The following is a 16,466-nucleotide window of genomic DNA, read 5'->3' on the forward strand; positions in this document are numbered from 1 at the left end:
AAGATCGCCGGTCTCACCAAGAAACTGGTCAAAGCGCTCAAAGCCCTGATGCCGCTGCTCAAACGCGCCGACGACCCCACTTTCGAGACGTCTGATGTCCCGAAAGTGGCTTTCGCGACACCTTCGCCTTACCTCCTCAAAGCTCAGGTGCGGCCCTTGCCGCCGAACCCGCCACCGAGTTTGCGCAGCACCGCGCGCGGCAGCAGGCCGCCGACCGCGACGATCGCCTTGTACTGCAGGCTCGGCACCGAGATCACCTTGCCGCGGCGCAGATCCGCGAGCGCCTCGTCGACGACCTGGTCGACGCCGAGCCAGAACGCCTTCGGACCGGGTTTGTCCAGCCCGGCCCGCTCGTGGAACTCCGTGGTGGTGAAGCCGGGGCAGAGCGCCATCATGCGGATGTTCTTCGGCAGCGAGGCGGCGATGCCCTCGGTGAACGAGGTGACCCAGTTCTTGCTGGCCGTGTACGTCGAACCGCGGCCGCTGAAGAACCCGGCGACCGAGCTGACGTTGATGATCGCGCCCTCGCCGCGGTCGATCATCCCCGGCAGCGCGGCGCGGGTCAGCCGCAGGACCGCGGTGACGTTGACGTCGAGCTGACGCTGGAGCGCGTCCGGCGGGATGGTCCAGAAATCGCCGTTCAGGCCGAAGCCCGCGTTGTTCACCAGGAGGTCCACCGGCGCTCCGGCCAGGCGGTCCTCGACCAGCGCGCGTCCGTCCACTTCGGACAGGTCGGCGGGAAGGACGACGACGTCGACGCCGTGCGCCTCGACCAGTTCCGCGGCGAAGCCCTCCAGCCGGTCGACGTCGCGGGCGACGAGCACGAGGTCGTACGCCTCGGCGGCGAGCCTGCGCGCGAACTGCGCGCCGATGCCGGCGGTGGCGCCGGTGATCAGGGCGGTTTGTGTCATGCCGGGAACCTACTCCTCGGTCGGGTGCCGGAGCGGGGCTCAAGGTGCAGGTGTGAGGGTCACCCACCGTGGGGATTTGACGTGCAATGGGGAAAGTCGGGAAGTATCGTCCCGCCCCATGGGGAAGCACAGCAGGCGCAAGCCGAGCTACCTGCCCAAAGTCGCGGCCGGCGCGGCGCCGCTGGCGTTGCTGCTCGCCGGTCCGGCCACCGCGCTCGCCGCTCAGACGGATCCGGCGATCCCGCTCCCTCTCGACCACCAGCGCGAAGGCACACTCGATCGCGGTGTCGGTTTCAGCAGCGAAGGCGACACATCCGTCCTCCGCGGCTTCCTGACCAGCACCGAGCGGAACGTCTACAGCAAGGACCTCGGCGACGCGAAGGTCGTCGCGGACGTCCGCCGCTCGGTGAGCGAGACCGTCGAGACCCGCGACGGCGTCACGGCCCGCCCGGACAAGGTCGGCGTGCTCGCCGCGGCGAAGACCGCCGAAGCCGCCATGCAGGGCCAGCGGGAAACGGTGAAGCTCGACCCCTACGGCAGTGTCGTGGCCGGGAACGAGACCAAACTCGACACGACCGGCGCACGGCTGACCGAAGCGGCGCTCGACCCGCGCACCGGCGTCCCCACCTTCGTCTCCGAGGACAGCCGCGGGCTCCGCGCGTCCGAGGGGACCTATCACGCCGTCCGCCCGTTGCCCGGCGTCGGCGTGATCAACGAGACCCAGCAGCACACCGGTGGCGAACTCGACCGGGCCCTGCGGCTCGACGGCGGTTTCACCGGTGTCCTCGGCGGCGCGCTGGAGGCGGGCCGGTCTTCCGGGCACGGCGTCGACGTCGGCGACTTCGCCGCCATCGGGGCGACGTCGGCGCAGCACGGCGTCGGCCGGTTCAAGGGTGTCCTGCCGGTGGACGTCGGTTCGGGCATCGGCTACGGCCAGGAGCACGCCTTCGGCGGCACGATCGGGCTGGTGACCACCGCGCAGGACGTGGACCTGGGACAGCCCGGCGCCGGACTCACCGGATCCGGCTCGAACAAGATCAGCGGCGATCTCGGCGTCGGCGAGGTGGCGTCCGTCCGCGGCGGCACTTCGACGTCCGTGCGCGGGGTGCTGCCGACGACCGATCCGGCGCGAGCCGGGCACCTGACGCAGTCCGGGACGCTCGACCTGACGCTGCTCGGTCAGCCGTCGCACACCGGTTTCACCGCCGGCGCGCTCCCGCTGGAACTCAAGCGGTCCTAACCCTGGGGCTCGATGTCCTCAGGGGCATCGGCCTGCCAGTGGCGGCCCGGGGTCGAGGCGTTGTCGTACTCCTCGTCGAACGGGTCCACGATGTCGGCGATCTCGCCGAGGTCGCGCAGCAGCCGTTCGAGCCGCGACGGCCCGGCGTTCGGGGCGACGCTCGCGAGCACCCACTCGCTCTCCAGCCACGCCACGCCGACGTCGCCGCCGAGCGAGTCGGCCGCGTCGACGAGTTCCTGCGTGATCACCTTGCGGGCGCCCTCGGAGTCGTCCGCGAAGGCGTAGCGCTGGCCGATCGGGCCGAGCATCTCGGGCATGTCCTGGCGCTGGAACGGCACGCTGGACAGCCACATCTCCAGCGGCGTCTCGTGCACGCGGTTGCAGCGCACGGCGACGACGACCGCCGGGATCTGCCCCTCGGACTCGATGTCGAAGATGAAGACGGGGCGCCGCCCGTCGGAGGTGAAGGTGGAGCCTGCCACGACGTTGACCGCCATCTGGGCGCCGAAGTACCCGATGGCGCCGTTGGACCACTGCTTCGGCAACCGTTCGTCCTCTTCGACGAACTGCCAGCCGCGCAGCTCGGCCCAGCGCATTCGCTCGCGATTGCGCGAGCCCTCCTTCGCCCGGTCGGCCGCGAGCAGCGCCAGCCCCGCCACCAAGGCGACGGCGGCGATGACGAACCAGATCCACGCCGGAATACCCACGCCGGTCAGGGTATCCCCTGCCCTCACCGGAGGTGATCGCCGTGCGCCGTGTCGCGCGCCCCTTTCGGTGCGGCACCCGGGAAAGACCACGAAAGACGCGGCGAAAGGTCGACAAATCGCCGTGTCGCCAACGCTAGGAACGGTCCGTTCCTGGCGAATTTCGCGAGGAACGGACCGTTCATGGCGTTCAGCGGGTGAACGACTCGCGTCACTCCACCCGGGTGACGGTCAGGGAATCCGACGCCTCCTGGCCCGGGATGTCGACCCGGACCGTGTCGCCGTCCCGGACCTCTCCGGCCAGCAGCTGTTTCGCCAGCTTGTCGCCGATCGAGGACTGCACCAGCCGCCGCAGCGGCCGCGCGCCGTAGATCGGGTCGAAGCCGTTCAGCGCGAGCCACTCGCGGGCCCCGTCGGTGACCTCCAGCGTCAGGCGGCGCCGCGACAGGCGCGAGGCGAGCCGCTCGATCTGGATGTCCACAATGGACGTCAGCTCGTCGGTGCCGAGCGCGTGGAAGACCACGATGTCGTCCAGCCGGTTCAGGAACTCCGGTTTGAACTGCCGCTGCACCACGGACATCACCGCGTCGTTGCGCTGGCGCTCGTCGAGCGCCGGGTCGGCGATGGCCTGCGAGCCGAGGTTAGACGTCAGCACCAGGATGGTGTTGCGGAAGTCCACCGTCCGGCCCTGGCCGTCGGTGAGCCGTCCGTCGTCGAGCACCTGCAGCAGCACGTCGAACACGTCCGGGTGCGCCTTCTCGACCTCGTCGAGCAGCACCACCGAGTACGGCCGCCTGCGCACCGACTCGGTCAGCTGACCGCCCTGGTCGTAGCCGACGTAACCCGGCGGCGCCCCGACCAGGCGCGCCACCGAATGCTTCTCGGCGTACTCGCTCATGTCGATCCGCAGCATCGCGCGCTCGTCGTCGAACAGGAACTCCGCCAGCGCCTTCGCCAGCTCGGTCTTGCCGACACCGGTCGGGCCGAGGAACAGGAACGAACCGGTCGGCCGGTCGGGGTCCGCGACGCCGGCCCGGGTGCGGCGCACCGCGTCCGAGACGACCTGCACGGCCTCCTTCTGCCCGATGACGCGCCTGCCGAGCTCGTCCTCCATCCGGAGCAGCTTGCCCGTCTCGCCCTCCAGCAGCCGTCCCGCCGGGATGCCGGTCCACGCGCTGACCACGTCGGCGACGTCGTCGGCGCTGACCTCCTCCTTGAGCATGACGTTCTGCTGGCTGACCTCGCTGGCGGCCGTCGCGGCCTCGAACTCCTTCTCCAGCGCGGGAATCCGGCCGTAGCGGAGTTCGGCGGCCTTGCCGAGGTCGCCGTCGCGTTCGGCGCGCTCGGACTCGCCGCGCAGCTGCTCCAGCTGCTCCTTGAGTTCACGGACGCGCTCGATCGAGCCCTTCTCGTTCTGCCAGCGCGCGGTCAGCGCCGTCAGCGTCTCCCGCTTCTCGGCCAGCTCCGCCCGCAGCGCGGCGAGGCGCTCCTTCGAGGCGGCGTCGTCCTCTTTGGACAGCGCCATCTCTTCGATCTCCATGCGCCGCACGGCGCGTTCGACCTCGTCGATCTCGACCGGCCGGGAGTCGATCTCCATGCGGAGCTTCGACGCGGCCTCGTCGACCAGGTCGATCGCCTTGTCCGGCAGGAACCGGGCGGTGATGTAGCGGTCGGACAGCGTCGCGGCGGCGACCAGCGCGGCGTCGGTGATGCGCACACCGTGGTGCACCTCGTACCGCTCCTTGAGCCCGCGCAGGATGCCGATCGTGTCCTCAGTGGACGGTTCGCCGACCAGCACCTGCTGGAAGCGCCGCTCCAGCGCGGCGTCCTTCTCGATGTGCTGGCGGTACTCGTCGAGCGTGGTCGCGCCGACCATCCGCAGCTCACCGCGGGCGAGCATCGGTTTGATCATGTTGCCCGCGTCCATCGCGCCCTCGCCGGTCGCGCCCGCGCCGACGATGGTGTGCAGCTCGTCGATGAAGGTGACGACCTCGCCCGCGGAGTCGGTGATCTCCTTGAGCACGGCCTTCAGCCGCTCTTCGAACTCGCCGCGGAACTTGGCGCCCGCGACCATCGAGCCGAGGTCGAGCGCCACGACGCGCTTGCCGCGCAGCGATTCCGGCACGTCACCGGCGATGATCCGCTGGGCGAGCCCCTCGACGATGGCCGTCTTGCCGACGCCGGGCTCGCCGATGAGGACCGGGTTGTTCTTGGTGCGGCGCGAGAGCACCTGCACCACGCGGCGGATCTCGGTGTCGCGGCCGATCACCGGGTCCAGCTCGCCGTTGCGGGCGCGCGCGGTCAGGTCGACGCCGTACTTCTCCAGCGCCTTGAACGTGCTTTCCGGGTCCGCGCTGGTGATCCGCGCGGAGCCGCGCACCTTGGCGAACGCCTCGCGCAGCGCGTCCGGGGTGGCGCCGTGCCGTTTGAGCAGGTCGGCCACCGGGCCGCCCTCGGTGGCGAGGCCGACGAGGAGGTGCTCCGTCGAGACGTACTCGTCGCCGAGTTCGGTCGCGAGCTTCTGCGCGTGCGTCAGCGCCTTGACCGCGTTCGTGTCGAACTGCGGGCTCGACACGGTGGCCCCGGTCGCCGACGGCAGCGCCGCGATCAGCGGCTCCAGCTCCTTGTGCACCTGCTCCGGATCGGCCCCGACCGCGGTCAGCAGCGGTGCGGTGAGCCCCTCACCCTGCGCCAGCAGGGCGCCGAGCAGGTGCGCGGCCGCCACGTGCGGATTGCCCGCCATCGTGGCCGCCTGCGCCGCCGACGAGATCGCCTGCTGGGTCTTCGTGGTCGGGTTGAAAGCGTCCATCCCTCACCTCGTACTAGGTCCTGCGAAGTTCTTGTCGACACGTACAACGTCAGAAAAGTTGAGTCTGTTCCGCTCAACCCTGAAAAGTTCAGCTTCCCGTCGGCGAGACGGCCTCCGCGGGCAGGCGGGGGCCCACCCGGCCGAGCCCGACGACGGCCGCGCAGGCGCACGCGGCCACGAGCACCCACGGGATCCACACTGCCACGGAGAACAGCGCCACGACGGCCGGAGCGATCACGGCGGCGAGTGTGAACGCGTATTGGAAGGCCGCCAGATAGCGGCCTCGCGCCTCCGGCGGAGCCGCCGCTTCGGCCAGCGCCCCGGACCGCGGACCGAACGCGAGATCGCCCGCGGCGAGCACGAGGGTCGCGCCGAGCAGGTAGACCGGCTGGAACACCTTCGGCACGAACACCACCACGAGGCACGCCAGGCACCACACCGCGAACAACGCCGAGCCCGCGCGCATCGCGGAGATCCGGGTCAGCTTCCGGGTGAGCCGCAGCCCGGCGACTCCACCCAGACTGGTGACGACGGTGAGCAGGGCGATGATCGCGCCGGGCAGCCACCGCGGCCCCTGCAAGGCGTTGAAGACGTACACCGGCATCCCGATGAGGAAGAAGTCCATCGTGAGCGCGAAGAGCCCGCTGAACACGATCAGCGCCAGGTACGGGCGGTTCCGCCAGACCCGCGCGGGTTTCGAAAGCCGCCTCGGACGTCGCGGGACCGGCGGCACCAGCGTCGAGAGGATGGCCGCGGCGACGACGAACGTGGCGACGTCGACCATCACGGCGACGTACAGGCCCTCGCGCCCGATCCACACCAGCAGCCCGGCCGCCGCGAGCCCGCCCAGCCCGAAGCCCGCGGAGCGGACCATCGCGGCTTCGGCGAACGGCCGGTCCTTCGGCCCTTCGCCCGCGACGTCGGCGATGAGCGAGAACTGCGAGCTGTAGAAGAGCTGCTGCCCGGACGCGAGCATGACGGACGCGCCGACGACGCCGGCGAAGTCGCTCGCGAGCAGGAAAGCGCCCACTCCGGCGGCTTGCAGGACGTGGGCGCAGATCATCACCGTCCGCGGGCCGATCAGATCGACGAGCCGTCCGGCGAACGCGGGGACGAGCAGGCCTGCCAGCGCACCGAGTGTGACCGCGGTGCCCGCCTGGGCGAGCGGGAGACCCACCACCCGGATGACGAAGACGAGACCCAGCGGGAGAAAGAGTCCCGAGCCGAAGTTGTCGATTCCCAACGCGACCAGCAACGCGACCCGGCTCCGCACGACTTCGACGCTACCGGCGCGACAGCGCTACGAAAGGTCCGTTCAGTCAAGACCGGCGGGTAGCAAGAAAACCCCTCAGACGGGGCAGGTGCGGCCGCCGAGGACCGCGCGGACGTCGGCGTTCATCTCCGCCAGGCGCGTGGTCAATTCGAGGACCTTTTCGTCGTCCCAATCGCCGAGCGCGCGCTCCATGAACTTCAGATAACCGGCGCGACGGCGGCCCAGTTCCTCACGGCCGCGCTCGGAGATGCTGATGATCGACGCGCGGCCGTCCTCGGGCGCGGGACGGCGGTCGACCATTCCCGCCGCGGACAGCTGGGAGATCTGACGGCTGACGACCGAGAGATCCACGAAGCGCCGTTTGGCGAGTTCCGAGGGGCGCGCCTCGCCGTGTTTCGCCAGATCGGAGAGCAGCATCGCGGCGGCCGGATGCAGGCCGGGATCGTCCTGCCAGGCCTGCATGATCCAGGCGTGCTGCAGCTGGGAGGCGGCCTTCAGCTCACGCATCAGTTCGACCCTGGCGTCGTCGGCGGAGCTCATCGGTGCCTCCCTGCTACTTGTACAGTACAACTTTATTCGGCGACACTTGCGTAAGACAACTATTTACCTCGTGAGATCGCCCACTGCCGGGCAGAGCCGAGTACACCCGTCCGGAGCAACGATGCGGGCAAAAGGGCCCTCGGCAGCTAGTCTCGCGAGCGAAGCCGGAACCAGCCGACCGGCCGACAGCCACTGACCGGAGAGGTGAATGGTCCGTGAATTCTTCTCCAGTGGTCCCTCGTTCGTGAACCTGGGAAACTCTCTTCCGGTATGCGCTCCCCGATCAGCGACTCCCAGCCCGTGACGGCCGACGCGGTCAGCCCGGTACCCCGGTCGTCGGCGCCACGCGAAGCCCCGCCCGCGGTCACCGCGATGGTGCGGCTCATCCGTGACACCTGGGCGAAGTCCGAACCCTTCATCCCGGAGATCTCGCAGTTCTTCTACGGGATGCTGTTCACCCTCGCGCCGGCCACCCGCGACTTCTTCCCCATCAACATGGAGGTCCAGCGCGGCAGGCTGGTGCGCGCCCTGGTCCACATCGTGCAGATGGTCGACCGGCCGGACGACCTCGTGCCGTTCCTGACCCAGCTCGGCCGCGACCACCGCAAGTTCGGCGTCATCCCGCGGCATTACGAGGCCGTCGGCACCGCGTTGCTCGCCTCGCTCAAGAACCACCTCGGACCCGAATGGACACCCGAGGTCGAACGGGCCTGGGCGGAGGCGTTCACCATCGTCGCCCGCGCGATGCAGGAGGCCGCCGCGGCCGACGTCAACCCGGCGTCGTGGTCGGCCACCGTGCTCGAACACCGGCGGCTCACCTGGGATCTCGCCCTGGTCCGCGTCCAGCCCGAATTCCCGGTGCCGTATCAGCCCGGTCAGTACATGAGCGTCGAAGTCCCGCAGCGGCCCAGGCTCTGGCGCTATCTGTCCCCGGCGAACGCGCCGCGCGAGGACGGCGGCATCGAGTTCCACGTGCGCGCCGTCGACGGCGGCTGGGTTTCCCGCGCCATCGTCAGCCACACGCAACCGGGCGACGTCTGGCGGCTGGGACCGCCGCTCGGCAGGCTCGCCGTGGATCGCGCCGACGGCCGCGACGTGCTGATGATCGCGGGCGGCACCGGCGTCGCGCCACTGCGCGCCATTCTGGACGACCTCGCGCAATGGGGCGAGAACCCGAAGGTCCAGCTGTTCTACGGCGGACCGTCGCGTGAGGACCTTTACGACCTCGACGAGTTGCGCGCCCTCGCGGCCACGAACCCGTGGCTCACCGTCACACCCGTGGTCGAGCACGGTGAGGAAGCACCCGGCTGCGTTCAGGGCACGCTCGCGGAAGCCGTTACACAGCAAGGATCCTGGCCGGGCCACCGGATCCTCGTCGCCGGTTCGCCCGCGATGATCCGGGCGACGGTGTCCCGGATGCTGGTCGCCGGCAGCGCGCTCGACCAGATCGCGTACGACCCGTTCACCATCGACTAGGTCGCTCGCCACCCGAATTCGATTCCGCAATGGTGATCAGCCGGCGGCCGCACACCGTTACGCGACACCGTAATCACGGAGAAAACGCCACCCGATCGGGGGATCACACTTTCTCCGAACGCTGACGAAAACCACTGGTGAACAAGGGAAAAACCGTCCTGCGTGATCACCTTCACTGAGGGACAGGCGGTGCTGACGGGGCGTATATCGTTTGCTCCGTTCGAGCGGGAAACAACCATTCGTGGATCCTTTTGCGACTTTCGGGCCTACAGTCGAGACCCCTCGGGGAAAACAAGCACCACGACGTCGGGTCTGGAGAATATGCCCGATCCACCTGGAGAAAATCATTCACCCATGACTGCCGAAACCGTGAAGTACGAGCATCCGCCCCGTTCGTCCAGATCTTCACCGATTCCCGTTCCACCCTTGATCGAAACGCCGACGGTGGACAAGACCGTCCAGATGGCGAAGCTCGTACGCACGAGTTTCGCCGCTGTCGAAACGAAGGCCGAAGAGCTGTCCCAGTACTTCTACGGGGCGCTTTTCTCCGTTTCGCCGGACACCAGGACGTTGTTCCCGATCAACATGGCCACGCAACGAAATCGTTTACTGAGGGCGCTCGTCTACGTCGTGCAGATGGTGGACCGGCCCGAAGAACTCACCACCTTCCTGAGCCAGCTCGGCCGGGATCACCGGAAGTTCGACGTCCTCAGCAGGCATTACGACGCGGTCGGCGTCGCGCTGATCGCCACGTTGAAAAGGTTCCTGAAAGAAGACTGGACACCCGAAGTGGAGGACGCCTGGGTCACCGCCTACGGCGTCATTTCCAAGACCATGCGCGAAGCCGCGAACAAGGAGATCGGGCCCGCGTGGTGGAAGGCGCCCGTCGTCGAGCACCGGCTGGTGTCGCCCGACGTCGCGATCGTCAAGGTGCGCACCGACCAGCCGCTCCCGTACCGGGCCGGCGGCTACGTCAGCGTCGAAGTCCCGCAGCGGCCCCGGATGTGGCGGTACCTCTCGCCCGCGACCGCGCCGCACGACAACGGCCTGCTGGAGTTCCACGTGCACGCCGTGCGCGGCGGCTGGGTCTCGCGCACGATCGTCCACCACACCCGGTTCGGCGACGTCTGGCGCCTCGGCCCGTCACTCGGCGCGCTTTCGGTGCACCACACCGAAAGCCGTCCGCTGCTGATGATCGGCGGCGGCACCGGGATCGCGCCGATGCTGGCCATGCTCGACGACATGTCACGCTGGAGGAACAACCCGCCGGTCCACCTGTTCTTCGGCGGGCATCGCCCGGACGATCTCTACGCGCTCGACCACCTGCGCGGGCTGACCGTCACCTGTCCTTGGCTCACGGTGACCCCGGTGACCGAGGAAGGCACCATCGCCGGCGGCGACCGCGGCACGCTGGCCACCGCCGTCACGCAGCGCGGCGCTTGGAAGGAGCGCGACGTGTTCGTCGCCGGTTCGCCGTCGATGATCCGCGCGACCATCGCGAAACTCCTCGCCGCCGGAACGGATCTGGCCAGGATCAAATACGACCCCTTCACCCTGGACTGACCCCATGCTTCGTTCGTATTAGGCCGATCGGCTGTTCTACCTGGGCTCGACGCAGCAGTAGGTCTGCGAATCATTGACCGCGGTCACCGGCGGATTTATGGTCTAGACCACATTGCTCCCCTCAACGGGAACACCGTCGTTCCATCCCCCCAGGAGCCGGCATGACCGTCAAACGCAAGCTCGTGGCAGCCGCCGCCGGTGCGATCCTCGCCCCGATCGCCGTCGTGGCCATCCCCCAGGTGGCCAGCGCCCACGGCTACGTGCTGTCCCCGCCCAGCCGTCAGGCCAACTGCGCCCAAGGCAAGGTTTCCGGCTGCGGTGCCATCGTCTACGAACCGCAGAGCGTCGAAGGCCCCAAGGGGCTCCGCAGCTGCAACGGCGGTCTCCCGGGATTCGCCGAGCTCAACGACGAGTCGAAGTCCTGGCCCGCCGCCTCGGTCGGCAACAGCGTGACCTTCAACTGGAAGTTCACCGCCTACCACCGGACCACGAACTACGAGTACTACATCGGCGGCACCAAGATCGCCGACATCAGCGGGAACAACTCCGCGCCGAAGGACCCGACGTCCCACACGGTCAGCCTGAACGGCTTCAGCGGACGGCAGAAGGTCCTCGCCATCTGGAACATCGCGGACACGCCGATGGCCTTCTACAGCTGCATCGACCTGCAGATCGGCGGCGGCGCCCCGCCCACCAGCAACCCGCCGACCACCAGCAACCCGCCCTCGACGTCGAACCCGCCGAGCAGCACCACCAACCCGCCGGCAGGCGGAACGTGGGCGGCCGGGACGGCCTACGCGGTCGGCAGCACGGTGACCTACGACGGTGTGACCTACCGCTGCCAGCTGGCGCATACGGCGATCCAGGGTTGGGAACCGCCCAACACCCCCGCTCTCTGGACGCGGCAGTGAAACTGGCCCTCGTTCTCGTCGCCGGTCTCGTGGCCCTCGCGGGCTGCGGGGCCGGTGATGGCTCACCTCCCAACGCCGGCGCGCCGATCTCCCCGGTCCCCCAATCGGCCGCGCCGGCGTCCGCCGAGTACAACGACGCCGACGTGATGTTCCTGCAGATGATGCTCGCCCACAACGACCAGGGCGTGGAGATCGCCAAGCTGGTGAAGACCAAGCAGGGACAGAAACAGGAGCTCAAGGATCTCGCGGCGGCCATCGAGGCGACGCAGCAGACCGAGAACACCGACATGCGGAACTGGCTGAAGAACTGGGGCAAGCCCGAGCAGGGCTCCATGGACCCGAACGCGCACCACCATCACGGTGGCGACGGGCTCACGGACAAGGGCCTGCTCGACGCACTGTCCAAAAAGGATGGTCCGGATTTCACCCTCGACTTCGCCGACATCTTCGTCGCGCACCAGCACAACGGGGTCGCGCTGGCAAGGACCGAGCTGAAGGACGGCAAGAACGCCGGGGCGAAGGCACTGGCACAGCGGATCATGGACTCGCGTACCGGCGAGGTCCAGCAGATCCGGGCGCTGGTCCCCGGCCAGTAGCGGCACGAGATGTCATGAGGGGTCCCCATGAGACGAAATCTGTCTCATGGGGACCCCTCATGGCATTCGCGAGGTTCAGCGGTGCTTGGGTCCCTTGGGCTTCCAGACGACCAGGGCGGTCTGCTGCCGCAGGGGAACGAGATCCTTGCGGTAGGAGGCGTGGACGGCCGCGGCCGTCTGTTCGGCGGCGACGTACGCCGCCGTGAGCTCCTCGGTCAGTTCGGCGATCCGGGCGCGGAGCGCGTCGACCTGGTTCTCCAGCTCGATGATCCGCTTGATGCCCGCGAGGTTGACACCGTCCTCTTGGGACAGTCGCTGCACCTCTCGGAGCAGCGCGATGTCCCGCATGGAGTACCGGCGGCCACCCCCGGAAGTCCGGCCCGGCGACACGAGACCCTGGCGGTCGTAGGACCGCAGGGTCTGCGCGTGCAGGCCGGACAGCTGTGCCGCCACCGAGATGACGAACACCGGGGTGTCCTCGTCCGCACCGTGCGGCAGCCCGCCGAACATCGTGCTCACCTGCCTTCGAGAAGTTCGGTGATCTCCGGTCGCGGATCGTGGCCGGACATGGCCTCCGCGTACGCCACCAGCGCTTCACGGGCCTTGTCGTCCATTGTGGACGGAATGGACGCCTGCAGGGTGACCAGCAGGTCGCCCTGCGAGCCGTCCCGCTTCGCGATTCCCTTGCCGCGCACACGAAGCACGCGACCGCTCGCCGTACCCTGCGGCACCTTCAGCGAGACCTTGCCCTCCAGCGTCGGCACGGTGATCGTGCCGCCGAGGGCCAGTTCCGCGAAGGACACCGGCACGGTGATCGTCAGGTCGAGGTCCTGGCGCCCGAACACCTTGTGCGGCGCGACGTGCACGCGGACGTACAGATCGCCCGGCTGCGCGCCGCCCCGGCCCGGTTCGCCCTGGCCCGCCAGCCGGATCCGCTGGTCGTCGGCGACGCCCGGCGGGATCCGCACGGTCAGCGTGCGGGTGCGGGTGCTGACGCCCTCGCCCGCGCATTCCGGGCAGGGGTCGTCGATGATCGTGCCGCGGCCGCGGCAATCACGGCACGGCTCGGAGAACGCGAACGCGCCCTGGCTCCGGCTGACCAGCCCGCTGCCCTGACAGGTCGAACACGTCCTCGGGGAGGTCCCCGGCTTCGCGCCGTTCCCGCCGCAGGTGGAGCAGGTCGCCGGGCTCGACAGCCTCAGCGGCAGGGTCGCGCCCTTGACCGCCTCGGTGAAGTCGATCCGGACGTCGGTCTCCACGTCCGCGCCGCGCTGCGGCCGGTTCGCCGTGGCACCGGCCGCGGCGCCGCGGCGGCCGAACAGACCGCCGAGGATGTCGCCGAGACCGCCGAAGCCGCCCTGTTGCTGGCCCGCCTGGCCGAAGATGTCGCCGACGTCGAAGCCGCCGCTCCCGCCACCGCCGCCCGGGAAGCCGAAGCCGCCGGGACCACCGGAGCCGAAGAGGCGGCGAGCCTCGTCGTACTCCTTGCGCTTGGACGCGTCGGAGAGAACGCCGTACGCCTCGGAAACCGCCTTGAACTTCTTCTCCGCCTCCGCGTTGCCCGCGTTGGCGTCGGGGTGGTTCTCCTTGGCCAGCTTCCGGTAGGCCTTCTTGATCTCGTCCGCGGTGGCGTCGGAGGAGACGCCCAGTTCACGGTAGAAATCCTTACCGATCCATTCCCGTGCGCTCACCGAACGTCTCCTCCTTTCACGCCGTATCGCCGATCAGCGGTTGTTCTCATCGAAAAGTTCGCCCTCGAGCGGCAACTCGCCACCCACGGGCGGGTCCACCGGGGCGTCCTGCGCCACCGGCGCCGCGCCCGGCTCGTGGTCGGTGACCCCGACCAGCGCCGCGCGCAGCACGCGCTCGCCGAAGCGGTAACCGCGGCGCATGACCGTGGTGACCGTCGGGCCCGCGACGTCCGGCGAAGTGCTGTGCTGGACGGCTTCGTGGACGCTCGGGTCGAAGGCTTCGCCCTCGGTGCCGAACGGTTCGAGCCCCGATCGCTGCAGGCTCCCGACCAGCTTCTCGCCGACCGACTTGAAGGCGCCCGTCAGATCGCCATGCTGCTCCGCGCGCTCGAGGTCGTCGAGCAGCGGGAGCAGGTCGTTGACGACCGACGCCTTGGCGCCGGCGACGACCTGTTCGCGGTCGCGGTCCACGCGCTTGCGGTAGTTGGCGTACTCCGCCTGGAGACGCTGGAGGTCGGCGGTGCGTTCCGCCAGCTCCTTCTCCAGATCGGTGGACACCGTCACCGATTCGTCCATGATGGAGTCCCCGAGGCCGGGGCCCGCGTGAGTCACGGGCCCTGGCTCGGCGGCTTCCACCGGCGCCACCGGTTCGTCGGCGGGCGCGGCGTGCTTCGGACCGTCCTGGGGTTCGGCGGCCGGGGCGGCCGGGCGGACTTCACCGGTCAGCGGATCGATCCGCCTGCGGTCCCGCACGACCACCGGTTCCTCCGGGCCCCGGCCCTCGGTTTCGTCGTAGCGTCCGGTCACTTCTTGTCCTTCTCGTCCTCTTCGACGATCTCGGCGTCGACGACGTCGTCCGCCTTGGCCTGCGAACCGGTGCCCGCGCCGGCGGAACCGGTCGCGCCTTCACCGGCGGCACCTTCGGCGCCCGGGGTGGCGTTGGCGTAGAGCGCGGTGCCCAGTTCCTGCGAAGCGGTGTTCAGCTTCTCGATGGACTCGCGGATCTTCGCCGAGTCGGTGCCCTTGAGCGACTCGTTGGCCTCGTCGATCGCGGACTTCACCTTGCCCTTGAGCTCGTCGGGCAGCTTGTCCTCGTTGTCCTTGACGAACTTCTCGGTCTGGTAGACGAGCGTCTCCGCCTGGTTGCGGGTCTCCGCCTCCTCGCGGCGCTGCTTGTCCTCCTCGGCGTGCGCCTCGGCGTCCTTGACCATGCGCTCGATGTCGTCCTTCGGCAGCGCGGAGCCACCGGTGATCGTCATCGACTGCTCCTTGTTCGTGCCGAGGTCCTTCGCGAGGACGTGCACGATGCCGTTGGCGTCGATGTCGAAGGTGACCTCGATCTGCGGCACGCCACGCGGCGCGGGCGGGAGACCGGTCAGCTCGAACATGCCGAGCTTCTTGTTGTGCGCGGCGATCTCGCGCTCACCCTGGAACACCTGGATCTGCACCGACGGCTGGTTGTCGTCCGCGGTGGAGAAGATCTCCGAACGCTTGGTCGGGATCGTGGTGTTGCGCTCGATGAGCTTGGTGAACACGCCGCCCTTGGTCTCGATGCCCAGCGAAAGCGGGGTCACGTCGAGCAGCAGGACGTCCTTGACCTCGCCCTTGAGCACACCGGCCTGCAGCGCGGCGCCGACGGCGACGACCTCGTCCGGGTTCACGCCCTTGTTCGGCTCGCGGCCGCCGGTCAGCTCCTTGACCAGGTCCGACACGGCCGGCATGCGGGTGGAACCACCCACGAGCACGACGTGGTCGATGTCGCCGACGGCGACACCCGCGTCACGGATGACGTTGTTGAACGGCTTGCGGGTGCGCTCCAGCAGATCCGAGGTGATCTTCTGGAACTCGGCGCGGGAGAGCTGCTCGTCGAGGAACAGCGGGTTCTTGTCCGAGTCCACGGTGATGTACGGCAGGTTGATGCTGGCCGAGTTGGAGCTGGAGAGCTCGATCTTCGCCTTCTCGGCGGCCTCACGGATGCGCTGGAGCGCCATCTTGTCCTTGGTGAGGTCGATGCCGCTGGACGACTTGAACTTGTCGACCAGCCAGGTGACGATCCGCTCGTCCCAGTCGTCACCGCCGAGGTGGTTGTCACCGGAGGTCGCGCGGACCTCGACGACGCCTTCACCGATCTCCAGCAGCGAGACGTCGAACGTACCGCCACCGAGGTCGAAGACCAGGATGGTCTGTTCCTTCTCGCCCTTGTCGAGGCCGTACGCCAGCGCCGCCGCGGTGGGCTCGTTGACGATGCGGAGCACGTTCAGGCCGGCGATCTGCCCGGCCTCCTTGGTGGCCTGCCGCTGCGCGTCCTCGAAGTAGGCGGGGACGGTGATGACCGCGTCGGTGATGGTCTCGCCCAGGTACGCCTCGGCGTCGCGCTTGAGCTTCATCAGCACGCGGGCGCTGATCTCCTGCGAGGTGTAGGCCTTGCCGTCGATCTCGGTCTTCCAGTCGGTACCGATGTGCCGCTTGACCGACCGGATGGTCCGGTCGACGTTCGTCACGGCCTGGTTCTTCGCCGGCTGACCGGTCAGCACTTCGCCGTTCTTGGCGAAGGCGACGATCGACGGGGTGGTGCGTGAACCTTCCGAGTTGGCGATGACCGTCGGCTCGCCGCCCTCAAGGACAGCGACGACCGAGTTGGTCGTGCCGAGGTCGATGCCGACCGCTCGCGCCATGGTGTGATCCTCCTGCTAGTTCGTGACCTGCACGTTCACTCCCACCTTGAGTGGGTGCAACGCAAGTTCTATCGGGA

14 protein-coding genes are annotated in these 16,466 nt (G+C 68.8%); 5 read left to right on the forward strand and 9 right to left on the reverse strand.

Features of this window, described 5'->3' with window-relative positions:
• Nucleotides 1-143: 143 nt before the first annotated feature.
• Nucleotides 144-911, reverse strand: a complete 768-nt coding sequence (locus tag AB0N89_RS22090; protein ID WP_364207237.1) for an SDR family oxidoreductase — start codon at nt 909-911, stop codon at nt 144-146.
• 118 nt (nt 912-1,029) lie between these two features.
• Between AB0N89_RS22090 and AB0N89_RS22095 the strand changes: the two genes are divergently transcribed.
• Nucleotides 1,030-2,151: a hypothetical protein gene (locus tag AB0N89_RS22095; RefSeq protein ID WP_364207239.1), complete on the forward strand. Its 1,122-nt coding sequence runs from the start codon at nt 1,030-1,032 to the stop codon at nt 2,149-2,151.
• On the opposite strand, the gene AB0N89_RS22100 is transcribed toward AB0N89_RS22095, so the two are convergent.
• The 4 genes from AB0N89_RS22100 to AB0N89_RS22115 all read right to left on the reverse strand — a co-directional run bounded on the left by AB0N89_RS22100 (nt 2,148) and on the right by AB0N89_RS22115 (nt 7,477).
• Complete coding sequence (locus tag AB0N89_RS22100) at nt 2,148-2,858, reverse strand: hypothetical protein (protein ID WP_364207241.1); 711 nt, start codon at nt 2,856-2,858, stop codon at nt 2,148-2,150. The genes AB0N89_RS22095 and AB0N89_RS22100 overlap by 4 nt on opposite strands.
• 208 nt (nt 2,859-3,066) lie before the next feature.
• Complete coding sequence (gene clpB, locus AB0N89_RS22105) at nt 3,067-5,664, reverse strand: ATP-dependent chaperone ClpB (RefSeq protein ID WP_364207243.1); 2,598 nt, start codon at nt 5,662-5,664, stop codon at nt 3,067-3,069.
• Nucleotides 5,665-5,752: 88 nt separating this feature from the next.
• Nucleotides 5,753-6,937 carry an MFS transporter gene (locus AB0N89_RS22110; RefSeq protein ID WP_364207245.1) on the reverse strand — a complete coding sequence of 395 codons (1,185 nt, stop codon included), beginning with the start codon at nt 6,935-6,937 and terminating at the stop codon, nt 5,753-5,755.
• Nucleotides 6,938-7,012: 75 nt separating this feature from the next.
• Entirely contained in the window at nt 7,013-7,477 is a 465-nt protein-coding gene (locus tag AB0N89_RS22115) for a MarR family winged helix-turn-helix transcriptional regulator (RefSeq protein ID WP_364207247.1), read from the reverse strand.
• Nucleotides 7,478-7,747: 270 nt separating this feature from the next.
• On the opposite strand from AB0N89_RS22115, the gene AB0N89_RS22120 reads away from it, so the two are divergent.
• From AB0N89_RS22120 to AB0N89_RS22135, 4 genes are all read left to right on the forward strand, one after another.
• A complete protein-coding gene (locus tag AB0N89_RS22120; RefSeq protein ID WP_364207249.1) occupies nt 7,748-8,953 on the forward strand; it encodes a globin domain-containing protein in 1,206 nt (401 codons plus the stop codon).
• Nucleotides 8,954-9,415: 462 nt separating this feature from the next.
• Complete coding sequence (locus AB0N89_RS22125; protein ID WP_364207416.1) at nt 9,416-10,516, forward strand: globin domain-containing protein; 1,101 nt, start codon at nt 9,416-9,418, stop codon at nt 10,514-10,516.
• A 161-nt stretch (nt 10,517-10,677) separates the two neighbouring features.
• Nucleotides 10,678-11,427 (forward strand): lytic polysaccharide monooxygenase, encoded by a 750-nt coding sequence (locus AB0N89_RS22130; protein WP_364207251.1) that lies wholly within the window; start codon nt 10,678-10,680, stop codon nt 11,425-11,427.
• On the forward strand, nt 11,424-12,023 hold the full coding sequence (locus tag AB0N89_RS22135; protein WP_364207253.1) for a DUF305 domain-containing protein: 600 nt from the start codon (nt 11,424-11,426) through the stop codon (nt 12,021-12,023). The genes AB0N89_RS22130 and AB0N89_RS22135 overlap by 4 nt, the downstream gene beginning before the upstream one ends.
• Before the next feature lie 75 nt (nt 12,024-12,098).
• On the opposite strand, the gene AB0N89_RS22140 is transcribed toward AB0N89_RS22135, so the two are convergent.
• The 4 genes from AB0N89_RS22140 to dnaK are packed head-to-tail and all read right to left on the reverse strand — an operon-like array spanning nt 12,099 to nt 16,389.
• Complete coding sequence (locus tag AB0N89_RS22140; protein ID WP_364207418.1) at nt 12,099-12,533, reverse strand: helix-turn-helix transcriptional regulator; 435 nt, start codon at nt 12,531-12,533, stop codon at nt 12,099-12,101.
• Nucleotides 12,534-12,538: 5 nt separating this feature from the next.
• Nucleotides 12,539-13,714, reverse strand: coding sequence for a molecular chaperone DnaJ (gene dnaJ / locus AB0N89_RS22145; RefSeq protein WP_364207255.1), 1,176 nt, complete (start codon nt 13,712-13,714; stop codon nt 12,539-12,541).
• 33 nt (nt 13,715-13,747) lie between these two features.
• On the reverse strand, nt 13,748-14,521 hold the full coding sequence (gene grpE / locus AB0N89_RS22150) for a nucleotide exchange factor GrpE (protein ID WP_364207257.1): 774 nt from the start codon (nt 14,519-14,521) through the stop codon (nt 13,748-13,750).
• Entirely contained in the window at nt 14,518-16,389 is a 1,872-nt protein-coding gene (gene dnaK, locus AB0N89_RS22155) for a molecular chaperone DnaK (RefSeq protein ID WP_364207259.1), read from the reverse strand. The genes grpE and dnaK overlap by 4 nt, the downstream gene beginning before the upstream one ends.
• Nucleotides 16,390-16,466 lie beyond the last annotated feature (77 nt).

The organism is Amycolatopsis sp. NPDC089917 (assembly GCF_040684635.1).
Lineage (GTDB): Bacteria > Actinomycetota > Actinomycetes > Mycobacteriales > Pseudonocardiaceae > Amycolatopsis.

What these genes read in the sequence shown, in the direction of transcription:
- AB0N89_RS22095 (WP_364207239.1), top strand. Translation starts at nt 1,030, where the DNA reads ATGGGGAAGCACAGCAGGCGCAAGCCGAGCTACCTGCCCAAAGTCGCG.
- AB0N89_RS22090 (WP_364207237.1), bottom strand. Translation starts at nt 911, where the DNA reads ATGACACAAACCGCCCTGATCACCGGCGCCACCGCCGGCATCGGCGCG.
- AB0N89_RS22125 (WP_364207416.1), top strand. Translation starts at nt 9,416, where the DNA reads ATGGCGAAGCTCGTACGCACGAGTTTCGCCGCTGTCGAAACGAAGGCC.
- AB0N89_RS22115 (WP_364207247.1), bottom strand. Translation starts at nt 7,477, where the DNA reads ATGAGCTCCGCCGACGACGCCAGGGTCGAACTGATGCGTGAGCTGAAG.
- dnaK (WP_364207259.1), bottom strand. Translation starts at nt 16,389, where the DNA reads ATGGCGCGAGCGGTCGGCATCGACCTCGGCACGACCAACTCGGTCGTC.
- clpB (WP_364207243.1), bottom strand. Translation starts at nt 5,664, where the DNA reads ATGGACGCTTTCAACCCGACCACGAAGACCCAGCAGGCGATCTCGTCG.
- AB0N89_RS22130 (WP_364207251.1), top strand. Translation starts at nt 10,678, where the DNA reads ATGACCGTCAAACGCAAGCTCGTGGCAGCCGCCGCCGGTGCGATCCTC.
- AB0N89_RS22120 (WP_364207249.1), top strand. Translation starts at nt 7,748, where the DNA reads ATGCGCTCCCCGATCAGCGACTCCCAGCCCGTGACGGCCGACGCGGTC.
- AB0N89_RS22140 (WP_364207418.1), bottom strand. Translation starts at nt 12,533, where the DNA reads ATGTTCGGCGGGCTGCCGCACGGTGCGGACGAGGACACCCCGGTGTTC.